15 protein-coding genes and 1 other RNA gene are annotated in these 16,226 nt (G+C 29.0%); 4 read left to right on the top strand and 12 right to left on the bottom strand.

All coding sequences use genetic code 11. The features are described 5' to 3' along the window. Positions 1-267 precede the first annotated feature (267 nt). The 7 genes from Q4586_RS06385 to Q4586_RS06355 all read right to left on the bottom strand — a co-directional run bounded on the left by Q4586_RS06385 (position 268) and on the right by Q4586_RS06355 (position 8,698). Complete coding sequence (locus Q4586_RS06385; protein WP_303527459.1) at positions 268-975, bottom strand: hypothetical protein; 708 nt, start codon at positions 973-975, stop codon at positions 268-270. Then, positions 968-1,393, bottom strand: coding sequence for a type II CBASS E2 protein (locus tag Q4586_RS06380; RefSeq protein ID WP_303527458.1), 426 nt, complete (start codon positions 1,391-1,393; stop codon positions 968-970). The genes Q4586_RS06385 and Q4586_RS06380 overlap by 8 nt, the downstream gene beginning before the upstream one ends. Then, complete coding sequence (locus tag Q4586_RS06375; protein WP_303527457.1) at positions 1,380-2,348, bottom strand: SMODS domain-containing nucleotidyltransferase; 969 nt, start codon at positions 2,346-2,348, stop codon at positions 1,380-1,382. Before Q4586_RS06375 ends, Q4586_RS06380 begins: the two co-directional genes overlap by 14 nt. A 231-nt stretch (positions 2,349-2,579) precedes the next feature. Next, a complete protein-coding gene (locus Q4586_RS06370; RefSeq protein ID WP_303527455.1) occupies positions 2,580-3,131 on the bottom strand; it encodes a hypothetical protein in 552 nt (183 codons plus the stop codon). A gap of 148 nt (positions 3,132-3,279) precedes the next feature. Continuing rightward, positions 3,280-4,464, bottom strand: a complete 1,185-nt coding sequence (locus Q4586_RS06365) for a tyrosine-type recombinase/integrase (RefSeq protein ID WP_068705468.1) — start codon at positions 4,462-4,464, stop codon at positions 3,280-3,282. 95 nt (positions 4,465-4,559) lie between these two features. After that, positions 4,560-7,001 (bottom strand): TonB-dependent receptor, encoded by a 2,442-nt coding sequence (locus Q4586_RS06360; RefSeq protein WP_303527452.1) that lies wholly within the window; start codon positions 6,999-7,001, stop codon positions 4,560-4,562. Positions 7,002-7,006: 5 nt separating this feature from the next. After that, complete coding sequence (locus Q4586_RS06355) at positions 7,007-8,698, bottom strand: M23 family metallopeptidase (RefSeq protein ID WP_303527450.1); 1,692 nt, start codon at positions 8,696-8,698, stop codon at positions 7,007-7,009. Between the two features lie 148 nt (positions 8,699-8,846). Here Q4586_RS06355 and Q4586_RS06350 point away from each other — a divergent pair, with 148 nt between their 5' ends. From Q4586_RS06350 to rny, 4 genes are all read left to right on the top strand, one after another. Further along, on the top strand, positions 8,847-9,137 hold the full coding sequence (locus Q4586_RS06350; protein WP_068705475.1) for a coiled-coil domain-containing protein: 291 nt from the start codon (positions 8,847-8,849) through the stop codon (positions 9,135-9,137). 12 nt (positions 9,138-9,149) lie between these two features. Beyond that, positions 9,150-9,437 carry a cell division protein ZapA gene (locus Q4586_RS06345; protein ID WP_068705477.1) on the top strand — a complete coding sequence of 96 codons (288 nt, stop codon included), beginning with the start codon at positions 9,150-9,152 and terminating at the stop codon, positions 9,435-9,437. 55 nt (positions 9,438-9,492) lie between these two features. Then, a non-coding RNA gene (ssrS, locus tag Q4586_RS06340) (6S RNA) lies at positions 9,493-9,601 on the top strand. Positions 9,602-9,649: 48 nt separating this feature from the next. After that, positions 9,650-11,215 (top strand): ribonuclease Y, encoded by a 1,566-nt coding sequence (gene rny, locus Q4586_RS06335; protein ID WP_303527443.1) that lies wholly within the window; start codon positions 9,650-9,652, stop codon positions 11,213-11,215. A gap of 92 nt (positions 11,216-11,307) precedes the next feature. On the opposite strand, the gene Q4586_RS06330 is transcribed toward rny, so the two are convergent. From Q4586_RS06330 to Q4586_RS06310, 5 genes are all read right to left on the bottom strand, one after another. After that, positions 11,308-11,886, bottom strand: coding sequence for a hypothetical protein (locus Q4586_RS06330; RefSeq protein ID WP_303527441.1), 579 nt, complete (start codon positions 11,884-11,886; stop codon positions 11,308-11,310). A 155-nt stretch (positions 11,887-12,041) separates the two neighbouring features. After that, positions 12,042-12,812 carry a pentapeptide repeat-containing protein gene (locus tag Q4586_RS06325; protein WP_303527439.1) on the bottom strand — a complete coding sequence of 257 codons (771 nt, stop codon included), beginning with the start codon at positions 12,810-12,812 and terminating at the stop codon, positions 12,042-12,044. Positions 12,813-12,932: 120 nt separating this feature from the next. After that, on the bottom strand, positions 12,933-13,205 hold the full coding sequence (locus tag Q4586_RS06320; RefSeq protein WP_068705485.1) for an HU family DNA-binding protein: 273 nt from the start codon (positions 13,203-13,205) through the stop codon (positions 12,933-12,935). Between the two features lie 187 nt (positions 13,206-13,392). Continuing rightward, positions 13,393-14,337 carry a methionyl-tRNA formyltransferase gene (gene fmt, locus Q4586_RS06315; protein ID WP_176714995.1) on the bottom strand — a complete coding sequence of 315 codons (945 nt, stop codon included), beginning with the start codon at positions 14,335-14,337 and terminating at the stop codon, positions 13,393-13,395. Further along, positions 14,338-16,224, bottom strand: a complete 1,887-nt coding sequence (locus Q4586_RS06310) for a RecQ family ATP-dependent DNA helicase (RefSeq protein ID WP_303527433.1) — start codon at positions 16,222-16,224, stop codon at positions 14,338-14,340. Positions 16,225-16,226 lie beyond the last annotated feature (2 nt).

Below are 16,226 nucleotides of genomic sequence, written 5' to 3'. Positions count from 1 at the left end.
GATTTGATTCGATTCAGGATAATTTAAATCCCAATATTTATTAAATTCTATGCTGTTCATCAAATGTTTGCCAACGTGTTTGTGTATGATTAGTTGCGTGGTTTGGTAGCTAATTTAGCAAACTTTTACGGACCTGTGAATATTCCGCAGGAATATTCGCAAGTAGGGAAGAACCTAGCAATTAATTATACACGTTGTTACCTGCTGTGCTTACTTAATTTTATGTTGCTTTTTAATCTTATTCCATTCCAATGATAGCTTATCATTTCATTTGTCAAATATTTTGCTATTCAGAGGTACGGAACTGTAAGATATTGACTTTTCATAACTTATTACGTTATCAATAATCAATGATTCTCGCTTGGACTTTTTCGTCGAGCTAAAAATCTTTTTAAAATTCGCAAAAACCATTTCAACGTTCTTGTTTAAACGATACAATTTCCTTAAATCATTTGCGACTGAAAATGGTAAAGCCAAAAGAATTACTTCAACAAATATATTATTTGGTGCAGTTAAAATTACTGACCACAAAACAACCCAAATTACAATTGTATAAATAAGTTGTTTAGTCAGCATTTTGGATGATATGTTTTTAGTAAAAAATGAATTCTCAAAACAATTAACTCCCATTTTGTAAACACCATTACTAATATCATCGTTTGTATAATATTCGTTTGAATTCGCATCAGCTAATTTTGTTTCCAAGCTATTGTCCATAAAATCATTTTTTCTTTGAAGTTCCGCTCGATGATAAGTTTGGCTTTGAATTACCTCTAAAATAAAAAAGATAATTGCCATCAATGCGAGTATTCTTGAAAGCCAAAGAGAAATATTTGGATTAGCTACAATATTAAAGTTATTTAAAACTATAATTATAAGCGAAATGATTGTAGATGATATCAGTAGCCAGTTTAACGCATTTGATAAATTGCTTACAGTCTTGTATAGTTTTGCGTGTGGAACTTGTTTAGTCATCTTTTGGATTTTTATTAGTATCGTGGCTGGCTTCAGGACCATACCAAACATTTGTTTCCAACCAAACTTCATAGAAATACAACCAAGCTGAAGTAATTGGCAGAATATATTTTGCAATTAATTTATCTTTTGTCCATTTGAAATCTTTAGGATGATATAAACAAAGAGTTCCAGAAGTCTTGTAAAAGTGTGGTGGATTATCTACGAGTTTCGGCTCAATAACTTTTACTTGTGGTTTTAAATTACCACGATATTTTACTGAAATCTTGTATTTTCTATATTCTGATTTTGGTTGAAGTGTACCTACAAATTCAACTTCTGTGCTCTTTTTTTTAGTAACCTTAAATTGTGGATAAATTGATTTCATAGCACCAATTTGAACATCAACTTTGGTAGATTTATTTCTATATATCGCCATAAAATCCTTTTGATGCTGGTATATTTCTGCCTACTGATTCGGAAACGGCTCCAGTAGAAGATGATTTCAATAATCCGTCTGTCAATTTTTGAGAAAAAGATTTAGCCTCGTTGACGTCTGATATTATAAATTCTTTACCAAATACGTCTTTCCATATTTGAAGAGCCTCTGCATTTTCTTTTTTATCTAAATGTTCTTTTGCAGTATTTAGTTTATCTTTTACTTTTTTAACTTTTTTTATAGCATCGTCATATTGGTTATTGGTTTTAAATTTAGCTTGCTCAAGATAATATTCAGCATTATTAAACCAAAGTCTTATTGCTTCTTCATAATTCCCAAAGTTGTGAATATTAAAGTAGCTTATTAAGGTTTCTTCAATTTGGAAAGATGGAATAAGCTTTTTGTTTTCCCTGTTCCAATACTTAATAGCTTTTGCTACATCTTTTATTTTGTATCCATTATTCCTATTGCAATCATTTAAGTTATCAGTTAATTGTTTTGGATAACTATATGTCCAAGATTGTAAATCATAATTTGGTATTAAATAACCACCATTATTTCGCTCAAAACTTGGTAGTACATCGAAATTGATTGAATTTAAGGTCACAGTCACACAAGGTCTATCTTGTGTTACTTTGTCTTTATAATGCGATATTGAATTTAATTTGTTTTTAATTTTGGTCAGAACAGCCTGCGGATTTGGCAGATTACCATATTCATCTGACCATTCAGATTCATTTAGGATGGCAAAAAGGTCAACGTCATCTAATGGTCTTATAATTGTATCTCTTTCGTATGAGCCATTTACAAAGGTGCTATCTATATCTAAATCATTTTCTTCTTTGGTCAAGTGACCGTCTAAATAGTCTGTTGAAGTTTGAATACTCTCTTCTTGTCTATCTGTTACTGAAACATTATCAATCAGTTTTTTTATCGCTTGTAATACTGTCGGCATATCTTAAAATTTTCTTAAAATGTTCAATTAATATGCCGAGTTTTTATTCAGACATTCTGTCAGTTTGTTGATAGCGAGATGTTTATTCGCATTGCAGGTAACGTTTTTGTGTAAGGAAAGTTGCGTGTTTTAAGTAATAAAGCTAGTAAATAAATCACAGATAGAATGTCCGCGAGGACATTCGTAAGTAGACTAAAACCAGCAATTTTTTTTACACGGTGTTGTACATAGTTATTTTTTCATTCTTAAACCATAAATTATCCCTCCAATTCCTATTATTAGAAATATATAAGAGAATTTTATATCCGTTTTCCTATTTTGATTATAATTTTTTAAGTCAAAATATTTTCGGTTTTTTGAAGCCAAGTATTTAATCCCTACCTCATTTTTAGAGTTCTTAATTGATTTTTCATAAAATTCTCTATCTACTTTCACAGTAACTTCCGACTGATTTGTTTCTGTTTTTTTAAATAATTTTGAATCAAAACTTGGTTTTGCATATCCACCAATTGAAAATTTTATTGGTTGGTTTTTTATTAAAAAAGTCCAAAAATATATTTTTCGAGTTCTACCAGTAGATTCTTGAATTAATTCAGAGTTAAGTTTACCACTTATAGTTAATAATTCAGACTCATTAATGTCTCCACTATTTGTAAATTGACCCAATAAAAAAAATAAAATCATAAATATTCCAAATCCGAAAACGAATGGTTTATCAGACTTTTTGATTTCCTTAACATTCTTTTTTTTTCGGTTATTTCGTATATTTTTTCTTTTACTCACTTTTTGTTTTGAGTTCGGTTTTTAATTATGTACAACTCGTTATATTAAGAGATAAATTCTCTTTAATTCTTTTTATTTCCCTGATAAAAGGAGTTTTTGTTCCTGATTATCGGTTAACAATATATAAAATAAATAAAAAATAGTAAGTTTAAATCTTACTTTTATTTAAAAATAATGGTGGTAACGGTTCTTTTTGTAAATTGATTAAAATTGTATCTAATGGACTCTTTATTTCTAATAAATCTTTTTTAGCAACATGTGTGTAAATCATCGTAGTTTCTGGTTTTGCATGGCCTAATAGTTCTTGGATATGCCTAAGTCCGATACCGTTTTCTAGTAAATGTGTAGCGTAACTGTGTCGAAGTGTGTGCGGAGTTACATGCTTTTTTATACCTGCTAGTCGAGTAGAGGTGTGCAAAAATTTACGAATACTACTTTCGGAGTATCTTTTGCCATTCGGATTTTCTACAAAATATCGTTTTGGTAGGTATGTTTTTAAGTAATTATCTAACAAGGTTAAAAAGCTATCTGCTAAAATAACATATCGGTCTTTTCTACCTTTTCCGTTTCTTATAAATAATTGCCGCCTAGCGATATCAATATATTGTAACTCTAAATTTACCAACTCTCCAATTCGCAATCCAGCAGAATATAATAAGGCTAAAACGGCTCGATGTTTTAAGTTTTTGGTAACTTGTAATAAAGCAATTATTTCTTGTTGTGATAATACTGATGGTAATATTTTAGATCGTTTAGGTCTTTCTAATGAAAGTGAGTTGATGGTGCAATCAGGATAAAAAACAATAAATAATTTTAAAGCGCTTATAAATTGTCGTTGTGAACTAATACTATAATTTCGGGCAATAAAAACAGTTTCAATAAATAGCTCAACATTTTTATTTGTAAGAGATTTTATTGGAGTTGGTTGAGCAAAATTAATAAAATCAGCAATAAAAGTAAAATAGGTCATTATGGTGCTTTCGCTATAACGTTTACCGCGTAAATATTTTACATAATTTCTAATAATTTCTTTATTACCTTCGGTAAGTGTGCGCTCAGTTTTTATGCCTCTGTGATATAGTTTTTTATAAACAGATGCGTCTACTTTTAAATCAGAAACATCTTTTAATAATTGTTGTATTTCACTAAAAGTTTCATCAGTAAAAACACTAACCCAACCACGTAAAGTTTTGCTCCAAGTAAATTTTTTTAAACTTCTTATTTTATTAATAATAACAGTGTCATATTTAAAAGTAAGTAATAAAACTACTTTTTTTCTATGCAATGTTTTTTTAGCAATAACAATAATTTTTTTAGATAGTAACTTTTTCATATCATATCAAAGATACAAAAAAATGATGAGTTAGTGTGTTGATTTTTAATTGAGTATATCTGTGTTTAGTACGCTGTGAAATCAAAAATAGATGCTTAAAATTGCATTTCTATTTTAAGGTTTAATACTCTTCCTGTCATGTAATTTGGTATTCCGTATTGTTGTTTGCTATAAGCGTCTCTAACCCAAGTATTGGTTATAGAGTTTCTGATGTCAAAAATATTAAATAACTCTAAACCAGCAGTTAATTCCTTAAAATCCTTAAAGAAACCTGTTTGATTTTTCTTACTAGCATCGGTAAAAATATATGAAACGCCAATATCGGCACGTTTGTAGTCATTTAATCTATTTTGATATTGATATACATTTGAATAAGCAGGCGAACCTCCAGGAAGGCCAGTGTTGTAAACTAAATTCAAGTATGCTTTTAAATCTGGTAAATTAGGTACATAATCTTGAAATAAAACACCAAATTTTAAACGTTGGTCGGTAGGTCGAGCAATATAGCCTTGGTTATTAATGTTTTCTTTAGTTTTTAAATACCCAAAACTAACCCAACTGTCATTACCTGGTACAAATTCTCCATTTAAACGAATATCTAATCCGTAGGCATATGCATTAGTAATATTGTCTGCCCTGTACCTAATACGAACATTATCTACCGAGTACGAGTTTACATCTGTTAAATCTTTATAATATAATTCGGTAATTAATTTAAAAGGACGTTGCCACATGGTAAAACTGTACTCATTACCAGCAACTATATGAATAGATTTTTGGGCTTTTACCTTCGGATGAATTTGACCATCATAATCGCGTAATTCTTTGTATGATGGCGGTTGTGAATACCATCCACCAGAAATTCTGAAAAGTATATCTTTATCCCAATCTGGTTTTATTGCAAATTGTGCTCTTGGGCTAAAAGTAAATTGATTTTTAGAATTTAAAGAAGCTGATTTTAAACTCCAATTTTGTGTTCTAACTCCAATATTCATCCAAATTTGATGATTTTTCCAAAATGTTTTTCTACTAAACTGTAAAAAGCTCGATATTCGATGAATATCAATATCATTTTCTACTCTGATGTTATTAAAAGGTTCAATAGGATGTGTAAATGGTTGGTAAGGTTGGTTGTTTGAATGGTGTGGCGGGCGCACAGAAAAACCTAACGAATCGATAACTTCCCATTCGCGAATACGATTTTTAATATTTTCAGTTTGGTATTTTACGCCTGCTTTCCATTCATTTTTTCCGTCTTTTAAAGTTGCCTTTAATTGAATATTGCTTATTAGAGCATCTAAATCGTTTCGAGCATGATTTATTTGTGATCCAATACCTTGTGAAAAAGTTACTTCGCCAAAATTTTCTGAACCAATATTACTGTCAACTTCACCTAAATTATATGAAGCAGCAATGTCAAAATATTCTTCTTCTTGTGTGTTAAATGAAGAGATAGTTCCTGTAATTGTTAAATTATCATTTAGTTTATAATCTGTAGAAAATGCACCAAAAAGTGTTTTAAATTGATCTTTTTCTTGTCCTTGATAATAAACAATTAGTTCTAACGGATTTGCAAGTGTACCAAAGCGTGTTTTTCTAGTTAATGGTTCGTAATTGTAATTGTTTAAAGAAAAATTACTTAAAAAATTTAAGGTTAGTTTTTCGTTTGCTTTATATGATAAAAATGATTGTACATCTGTAAACGTTGGTTTAAAATTAACTTCAACCTGTTTGCTATTAACAAACAAACTATTATCACGATATCTAACACCAACAATGGCACTTAATTTATTATTTAAAAAAATATCTTCAAAAGTTAAACTACCGCCTAATAAACTTAAATCTATTTTAGTGTTATTTTTAGTTGGTTTTCGATAAGTAATGTCTAAAACAGATGAAAGTTTATCGCCGTATTTTGCTTGAAATCCGCCTGCGGAAAAATCAATATTTTGAATCATTTGAGGATTGATGAAACTTAAGCCTTCTTGTTGACCTGATCGTATTAAAAACGGACGGTATACTTCAATACCATTTATGTATACTAAGTTTTCATCAAAATTACCACCACGAACATTGTATTGTGTGCTTAACTCGTTGTTGTTACTAACGCCAGGTAAGGTCATTAAAATATTTTCAACTCCGGCATTAGCACCAAGTACATTTTTGACTTTTTGAGTTTTAATTTTAGTAATTCCTTGGGCTTCCTTTTTGCGGTTTTTAACAATAATTTCTTCTAACTCTTGCGATTTAAATTTTAAAGTAGGTGAGAAGTTAAATTTTTTTTTTCCTCGAGATGTAAATTTTTTAGTGACAGTTTTGTAAGAAATATGGCTAAAAGTAACGGTAACAGTTTTACGCATTGGTATGGTAAAAGAATAGTTTCCGTTAGTATTAGTTGTTGTTCCTTCTGATAAAAAAGATATGGTAACACCTTCTATGGGCATATTAAACTTATTGCTGATAACTCCTTTTATAATTGCAGTTTTTTGAGCAAAAACTATTGAAGGAAATAGTATTAATAGGAGTATTTTTTTCAATTTTTTTATTTTTTAAAAAAGGTAGAAGTCATTGTTTTTTTATTACCAACATTATCAGCAACTATAATTTTAAATATATGCTTACTTCCTACTAGTTTATTATCTGAAAAATTATAAGTAAGGATTCCTTTTTTATGATTAAATTCCATTAAAATCCATTTCCCATCAATAGTAGCGGTATAGTTTTTTATACCTGATCCTTTGTCTTTAATTTTTACTTTTAAGGTACTGTTTTTTGATATCCATTGCTTGTCTTTAAAGTTGTAACGATTAATGATTGGTTTAACAGTGTCGTAAAGCAAGGTGTATTTTCCTAATGTTTTAGTTGTTGTATATACTTTATCTATTTTCTTTTTAGTGCTGGTGTACCTTGGGTATTTTGGGTTGGTAACATTTGCGATATATACTTGTTGTTTTTGTTTATCATTTAAAAAAGAAGTACCAAAAGTTAAGGTATACCTTTTATCTAAAGGAACTGTTTGGTTATGAACTTTTACAACTCCATTATTCATAGAAAAATCTAAAAAACAATCGTTATAAAAAGTATTTTTAGGAAAAGCAACTGTAACATTATTTAACGTAAATTTTTGAAAATTTTTAGCAATAATTTTATAATTAGTAGTGTCTTTTTGTTGATAAACTAAATTGCTTGCTACTCCTTTTATAGGTATTTTAATGGAGGTGGTATTGTTTTTTAAATCTTTTGCAATTATTTCAACATTATAATTTAAACCATTTTCAACCGTAATTTTACCATTATTTACTAAATCTTCATATAAACTTAATCGGTTAGCAGTAACTTTGTGTGTTTTTTGAACCCTTTTTTTATAAGTTTTATAATGTTTGTAGTCAATTAATAAATTTATGTATTTGCTTTCGGCAAATGAAAAAGTTTCAACATCATGGTAATACACCCTGCTACCGTTTACTTTCATTTCAAGGCTATAAATTCCATTTTTATTTAAAGCTTCATCTAATCTGTCAAAAACACTTACTCCAAAACCAATAACACCACTTGCGGTAATTTGTTCGCTTATAAAATTATTAGCACTTAATTTCTTAAAGGAAATAGTAGTTTTTAAACTCGAATTATTTATTCTTGATTGTTCGTTTAAAGGATAGGCAATTAGTTTTTGTAGTGTTGGAGGTGTAGCATCTTTAGGATTCATTCCAAAAAATAAGGGATTTATAATATGCTCCGTTTTGGTATCTCTAATTTCATAATGTAAATGAGGTCCGCCCGAACTTCCTGTGTCACCAGTATACCCAATAAGTTGCCCTTTTTTTACAGGGAATTTTTGAGAGTCTGGAAATAAGTTTCCTGTTTGATAGTTTTTCTTCTTATACTGAATATGCTTTACATATTTTTGAATGTTAGGAGCAAATTTTTTAAGATGTGCATACACAGTAGTGTATCCGTTAGGATGTTTTACATACATAGCTTTACCAAAACCGTATTGCGATACTTTTATACGAGAAACATATCCGTTAGCAGGAGCATAAATAGGAATGCCTTGTTTTCCTTGGGTTTTAATATCTATGCCAGAATGAAAATGATTACTTCTTAGCTCGCCAAAAGTACCCGATAAAATAATTGGTATTTTTAAAGGAGAAGAAAAATAGTTTTTAGGATATTGCTTTTGCGCGTTTCCTATATAAAAAAATAGTAAAAAAATAGTAGAAAAGTAAAATTTCAAATCACAGCGGTTTTATACAAAATTACTAAAAATATACGAAATACTTATAAGGTTTAAAATCAGTACTTTGTTAAAAAACAACAAAAGAGTTGCTATTTAAAATCTATATTAATAACTTTGTAAATATAGTTTTATTCTCAAAAAATAAATGAGTAACCCTTTAGAAGCAATTCATTTACTGGAAGATAAGTTAAAAAAGCTACTATCTAGGTACGAGTTTTTAAAAGAAGAAAACCAGGTATTGCTTCAAAATAATGCTAGGTTACACGTTTTATTACAAGAGAAAGCGCAAGAATTAAATACAAAGCATGAACAATATAAATTGCTAAAACTTGCTAAAACTATAGAAGGCAGTAATGAAAATACAAGAGAAACAAAACTCAAAATAAATACATTAGTTCGAGAGATTGATAAATGCATCGCTCTTTTGAATTCATAAAAAGTTCTTTACATGGCAAAAATAAAAGTTAATGTTGTAATTGCAGGAAGAACGTATCCGTTAAGTGTTAATAACACCGATGAAGAGCAAGGGATGCGTACAGCAGCAAAAAGCATTAATGATTTAATTGCTAAGTTTGAGCAAAATTATGCGGTAGCTGATAAACAAGATGTACTAGCAATGAGCGCATTGCAATTTGCATCTAAATCAGAAATAGTATCTTTAAACAATACTAAAGAAACTACCGAAATATTAAATAAAATAAGTGATTTAACTAACTTGTTAGATAAACATTTATAACGTTCTTTAAAATACATTATTAATATACTGCCTACATTAGTACATTGTTTGTTAAACTCAACACTATTTATTTAGAAAGGATGAGTCTTGGTTAGTAAAGCATGCCGATTTAATTTCGGATCCTTGATAAACCAGTTAGTCCTAAACCTGTTTTTTTGGAGTTTATAAAACCCTATTGATGTAGGCTTTTTTTATACAATCAAATTAAAATTATGGATGGAATATTATTTCCTGTGTTGGCAGGAATTATAGGGGTAGCAATAGGTTTTTTTATTGCTAAAATATTAGAAAAATCAAACGCTAATAAATTAATACAAGAAACAAGAAAAACAGCTCGAAATATTGTAAAAGAAGCTAAGATAGAGGCAGATGCAATAAAGAAAGATAAAATATTACAAGCTAAAGAAAAGTTTATTGAATTAAAATCAGAGCATGAAAAGGTTATTTTTTCGAGAGAAAAAAAAATGTCTGATGTTGAAAAAAGAATAAGAGATAAAGAAAGTCAAGTTTCTTCTGAATTAGATAAAAATAAAAAATTAAATAAATCCGTTGAAAAGAAAGCATCAGATTTTGATTATAAATTAGATTTTTTAGATAAGAAAGAATCTGAATTAGAAAAATTACATAAACGTCATGTAGATATGCTAGAACAAATTTCTGGTTTATCTGCTGAAGATGCAAAAACAGAATTAGTATCATCTTTAAAAGATGAAGCTAAAGCAGATGCTATGTCGTTTGTACAAGACACAGTTGAAGAAGCTAAAATGACAGCACAGCAAGAGGCACGTAAAGTTGTTTTAAATACTATTCAAAGAGTAGGAGTAGAGCAAGCTGTTGAAAATTGTGTGTCAGTTTTTAACTTAGAATCAGATGATGTTAAAGGGCGTATTATTGGTCGTGAAGGACGTAATATTCGTGCCTTAGAGGCAGCAACAGGAGTAGAAATTATTGTAGATGATACTCCAGAAGCAATTATATTATCTTGTTTTGATCCTGTTCGTAGAGAAATTGCTCGTTTATCAATGCATAAATTAGTAACTGATGGTAGGATTCATCCGGCTCGAATTGAAGAGGTTGTTAAAAAAACAGAAAAACAAATTAGTCAAGAAATAATAGAAGTAGGTAAACGCACGGTTATCGACTTAGGAATACATGGATTACATCCTGAATTAATTAAAATTGTAGGTCGTATGAAGTATCGTTCTTCATATGGTCAAAACTTATTACAGCACTCTCGTGAAGTTGCAAACTTATGTGGTATTATGGCTGCCGAAATGGGCTTAAATGCAAAAGCAGCTAAACGAGCAGGTTTACTACACGATATTGGTAAAGTACCAGAAACTGAAAGTGAGTTGCCACATGCTTTATTAGGGATGCAGTGGGCTGAAAAATTTGGCGAAAAGCCAGATGTATGTAACGCTATTGGTGCTCACCATGATGAAATCGAAATGAAAAGCTTATTATCACCAATCGTACAGGTTTGTGATGCTATTTCAGGGGCAAGACCAGGGGCGCGCCGCCAAGTATTAGACTCTTACATTCAACGTTTAAAAGATTTAGAAGATATTGCTTTCGGATTTAATGGAGTACAAAAAGCGTACGCCATTCAGGCAGGACGTGAGTTAAGGGTAATGGTAGAAAGTGCTAAGGTAAACGATACTAAAGCGGCAGAATTATCATTTAATATTTCACAAAAAATACAAAATGATATGACTTACCCAGGTCAAGTAAAAGTTACTGTTATTCGTGAAACAAGGGCTGTTAATGTAGCTAAGTAATCATAAGTAAAAAAACCTTATCAAGATGGGGATGATACATTAAAAATAAACCGCTGTAATAAACTGCAGTGGTTTTTTATTTGTAAATAAAATTATTTTACTATTTTTATTAAAGGGTCTATATCTTTTATTAGAAAAGGATTAGGTTCCCAATTTCCCTGTATAAAACTTTGTGGAATTTCTTTTCCGGTCACTTTATCAATGTGATAAATTATAAAATATATATCATTACTAGTTGATATAATGTATTTATTGTGGTCTTCAAAGACTTCATTGTCAAAACCAGGTTTTAGGGTAATTATTTTTTTTATAAAGTTTATTTTTTCTATGTCTTGTTTTGTAGGGGTATAAAATTTAGAGGTTCCAGATATATCAAAATAAGGTATTTCTTTGGTAATTATGTTTACAGTAAAATTATAATTAAAACACTCTCTTTTATAGCCTAAAGGGATGAATTTAAGAGTTTTGTTATAGTAAACTAAAGTGTCATTTTTATTAGCCCAAGCAGTTATTTCATAACTACTTAAGTTAATTTTTAATGCTGGATATTTATTCTTTAAAATAGTATTTGCTATTTTGATTATTGTTTTTTTTCTTGTTTTAATTAAGTTATTTTCTTTTTTATTTTTTTGGCAAAAGACAATATTTGTATTAATTATAAGTATTAACACAAACCAAATTTTTCTTTGTGACAATGTTTTTTTTAAATACACAACAATCTAAATTAATGGCTTTACAAAGTCATTTTAATAAATATAAGATTAATTTTCTTAAAAAGAAAAGCTCACTATAATATAGTGAGTTTAAAAATAAGAAACAATAAAAATTAATCATTTTTTAATGCATACTTACTAAAATTTTTGCCATTTATTTTTGTGTATTTAGCGTCTATATCATAAGCTACATCCATATTATTAATATTAAAATCGCCAGATACTTTAGTGTATTTTATATTTAAATCTTCTTTAAATTTTACATTTTCAAAAGACACTCCATTGTTAAATTCAGTGTATTTAAAAATAGCACTTTCATTAAAGATTGAATTATAAAAACTTACAAACTTTTTAAATTCAGCATATTTAAAAGTTGCTGTTTTATTAAAAAAGGTGTTTTTAAAAGCAATACCCTTATCAAACTTAGCATATTTAAAAGTTGTGTCATCATTAAACTTAGAGTTTGTAAAATCAGTATTTTTATCAAAATAAGAATATTTAAACATTGCTTTTTCATTAAAAGTACATTCTTTAAAAACTACTTCTTTTTCAAAATTAGCTATAAAGGTATAGCCACTTTCTTCGTGCGGTATATAAGCCAAAACATCGTCGTTAAATGTGCAATTAATAAATGAAATTTTAGAGATGATTTGTTTTTCAATTGTATTTGAGCCACCATTATTCCACCATTTTTTTCTTTTAGGTAACTTAGGTAAAGCATCTTTCATAAAAGTAAAATCTAAAACACCACTTATGGTTGCATTAGTAATAGTAATATCCTTACCATTTTTTATGTCTTTAATAATAGTCTTAGCGTCTACAGTTTTTTGTGCATAAATATTTAAGTAAAATAAAAAGGCAATGAACATTATGGTGTTTTTCATGTATTTTGTTTTATGTTATGTTTAATAGACATGCTTTATTTATTTTTGTGACACTTATATAAGTAAAAACAGCATTTAGTTGCCTAAATGCTGTTTTAAATATGTTTAAAGAAGTAAAATTTAGTTTACTGAATCAGCTAAACCAGCTCCTGCTTTAAATTTCACTACGTTTTTAGCGGCAATTTGAATTTCTTTTCCAGTTTGAGGATTTCTTCCAGTTCTAGCAGCTCTTTCAGAAACAGACCAAGTTCCCCATCCAACTAATGCAACTTTGTTACCTGACTTTAAAGACTTAGTAACGTTAGAAGTTAAAGAGTCTAATGCAGCTTTAGCAGAAGCTTTAGAAATTCCTGCGTCAGCAGCCATTGCATCGATTAAATCTGATTTGTTCATAATTTTAATAAGTTTTAAAAATTAATTATTGTTTATTTTGCTAAATAGCTCAACAAATATAGTAGGAATGCGGTACCGTGCAAGTTTTGATCTTAAAAAACACGGTATTTGTTAATAAAATAGGTGCAATTGTTAATAACCACAGTTGTTTTTTATTAAAAAACTATAAAACCTTATAAATAAAGGGCTACAGCGCTTTTGCTTCTTTGTCGAATTGAAAACCGTTTAATAAACTTTTGGCGTCCATTAATTTTTTACCAGAAATCTTAATTTGATCTACAATAAGAAAACCTCCTTTTACTGCAATTTTTAATTCCTTTTTAGAAGTAATAACTGTTCCGTTAATATATTCATGCTCAGAATAGTCTTTTGTTACACCATATATTTTAGCTGAAATTTCCTCCTCGCCATTTTGTATTGTTGTCCAAGCAGCGGGGTATGGGTTTAACCCTCGAATATGATTGTAGATGTCGTTTAAAGACTTAGACCAATCTATTTTACAATTATGTGGGTACAATTTATGAGCAGATTTTTCTTCTAATTCAGGCTGTTTTATTGTTTTTACATCTCCTTTAGCAATTAAATCTAGTGTTTCTGCAACTAAATTTGCACCTAAATACATTAGTCGGTCATGTAATTGGCCAACAATTTCATCTTCTTTTACAGTAACTTCTTTTTGTAAAATAATTTCGCCTGTATCTATTTTATCATCAATGAAAAAGGTAGTAACACCTGTTTTAGTTTCACCATTAATAATGGCCCAGTTAATTGGCGCAGCTCCACGATATTCAGGCAATAAAGAAGCATGTAAATTAAAAGTACCATATGCTGGCATTGCCCAAACAGCTTTAGGTAACATTCTAAAGGCAACGACTATTTGTAAATTAGCATTCCAATTTTTTAAAGCACTCTGAAATTCTTCGTTTTTTAAATTAGTAGGCTGTAGGATTGGTAAGTTTTGAGACAGCGCATATTTTTTTACGGCAGATTCATTTAGCTTACGACCTCTACCAGCAGGTTTATCTGCCGCAGTAATTACGCCAACTACATTATAATCATTTTCGATAAGGTGTTGTAAAATGGTCACCGCAAAATCGGGTGTTCCCATAAAAACGATACGTAAATCTCTCATTTATAATAAAAAATATTTATTGTTAGTAACGCTGATTTTTTCTTCTGATAACAGCTCGCGCAAAAGTATTAAAATGTTTGCTTCTTTTTGATTTAACTGTGTGCAGATTTGTTGTACAGTTAAGGAAGTGTTTTTTTCTAATAGTTTGATAATAATATCGGGGTTGATGTTAATAATTTGTTTTTCATTTAAACAGACATCACAAATTCCACATTTTTTAGTGAATTTTTCATCAAAATAACGCAATAATTGTATACTTCTGCAAGTTTCATCATTTTTAATAAACTGCAACAAATCGTTGTTTTTTTGTTTTTTTTGGTTTAAATAAATTTTAATGTTTTTAGAAACTCGATTTATAGTTTTGTCGTCTTCACGTGGATGTAAAAAAAACAATTCAATATTATTTGTAGTTTTATTATACTCAGCCAAATTATGAGTTACCAAATTTTCAAGTTCTTTAAATACTTGTAAAGAAGTAATGCCTATTTTTTTAGCAATGTAAAATTCATCAATTTTTATTAAATTTTCAAAAACACCACCATATAAACGTAATAACGTTTGAATAAAGTTTTTTGAAGATGAGTTTTGCTGAGAGTATCTTATAACTTGTTTACTTGTTGCAATGAATTGAATGGTAGATTTTTGATTAAAATTTGAGTTTAATTCAATAATTCCATTACTATTTAATAGCTGTAAAATATTGTGACCTTTGTTAGGCACTAATTTGTATTTATTACAAAATTCTAATAAATTAAAACTAAAAGAAGTTTCTATAAATTCACCTTTTGCAATTTGAAAATGTTGATATAATTTTTGATGCACAAATTTTATTTCATCAATAGTAGGTAATGATTTTTCTAATAAATCCTTGCTAAATTTAAGGTCACTTTTGTTTGATAAAACAACAGAAAATGCTTTTTTACCATTCCTTCCACCACGGCCTGCCTCTTGAATATAGTTTTCTATTGATGCTGGTAAATTTAAGTGAATAACAACTTTAACATTAGGTTTGTCAATACCCATACCAAAAGCATTGGTAGCTACTATAATTGGTGTTTTTTCGGTTATCCAATTATCAAAAGAAAGTTGTTTTTCTGTATTTGATAATCCACCGTGGTAATAAGTACTTTTAAAACCATTTACATTTAAATAAGCACAGATATCCTTGGTTTTAGCTCTCGAATTTACATAAACAATTGCAGGAGCTTTTGTTTTTGTAAAAATTTGATGTAGTTTTCCTAGTTTGTCATCCGTATTAAAAATTTGATAGGCTAAATTTTCTCTAAAAAAAGATTTTTTAAAAATTGTAGGATTTTCTATACCTAAAGAAATTATAATGTCATCAATAACTTTTTTTGTGGCTGTTGCGGTTAAAGCAATAATATTTGTTGTTGGGTGTAGTTCTTTTAAAATAGCTATGTTTTGATAGGAAGGACGAAAATCATGTCCCCATTCTGAAATGCAATGAGCTTCATCAATAGCAATTAAATTTACATTTAATTGTTTTATTTTATCTTGAATAAAACGCGATTGTAAACGCTCTGGAGAAAGATAGAGAAATTTTATATTTCCAAACCGAATGTTGTCAAAAAGTGTAATTATAGCATCTTGTGAGCTTCCTGAAGGAATTGTGGTTGCTTTTATACCTTTATTAATAAGGCTATCAACTTGGTCTTGCATTAAGGCAATTAAAGGAGAGATAACAATACAAACACCTTCGTTTACTAATGCAGGTACTTGAAAACAAATTGATTTACCACCACCTGTTGGTAATAAAGCAATGGTGTTTTTACCGTTTAAAACGGTTGTTATAATTTTTTGTTGAGGCGCTCTAAAAGAGGTGTATCCCCAATAATGTTGTAATATTTTTAATGATTTTTCATACATCG

This window comes from Tenacibaculum soleae (genome assembly GCF_030549005.1).
Classification (GTDB): domain Bacteria; phylum Bacteroidota; class Bacteroidia; order Flavobacteriales; family Flavobacteriaceae; genus Polaribacter; species Polaribacter soleae.
This window is presented reverse-complemented; position numbering and strand designations above follow the sequence as displayed.

Bases quoted from the DNA above. Each gene is read 5' to 3' on its own strand.
- Q4586_RS06310 (WP_303527433.1), bottom strand. From the start codon at position 16,224: ATGTATGAAAAATCATTAAAAATATTACAACATTATTGGGGATACACC.
- Q4586_RS06375 (WP_303527457.1), bottom strand. From the start codon at position 2,348: ATGCCGACAGTATTACAAGCGATAAAAAAACTGATTGATAATGTTTCA.
- Q4586_RS06325 (WP_303527439.1), bottom strand. From the start codon at position 12,812: ATGAAAAACACCATAATGTTCATTGCCTTTTTATTTTACTTAAATATT.
- rny (WP_303527443.1), top strand. From the start codon at position 9,650: ATGGATGGAATATTATTTCCTGTGTTGGCAGGAATTATAGGGGTAGCA.
- Q4586_RS06345 (WP_068705477.1), top strand. From the start codon at position 9,150: ATGGCAAAAATAAAAGTTAATGTTGTAATTGCAGGAAGAACGTATCCG.
- Q4586_RS06385 (WP_303527459.1), bottom strand. From the start codon at position 975: ATGACTAAACAAGTTCCACACGCAAAACTATACAAGACTGTAAGCAAT.
- fmt (WP_176714995.1), bottom strand. From the start codon at position 14,337: ATGAGAGATTTACGTATCGTTTTTATGGGAACACCCGATTTTGCGGTG.
- Q4586_RS06365 (WP_068705468.1), bottom strand. From the start codon at position 4,464: ATGAAAAAGTTACTATCTAAAAAAATTATTGTTATTGCTAAAAAAACA.
- Q4586_RS06380 (WP_303527458.1), bottom strand. From the start codon at position 1,393: ATGGCGATATATAGAAATAAATCTACCAAAGTTGATGTTCAAATTGGT.
- Q4586_RS06350 (WP_068705475.1), top strand. From the start codon at position 8,847: ATGAGTAACCCTTTAGAAGCAATTCATTTACTGGAAGATAAGTTAAAA.
- Q4586_RS06320 (WP_068705485.1), bottom strand. From the start codon at position 13,205: ATGAACAAATCAGATTTAATCGATGCAATGGCTGCTGACGCAGGAATT.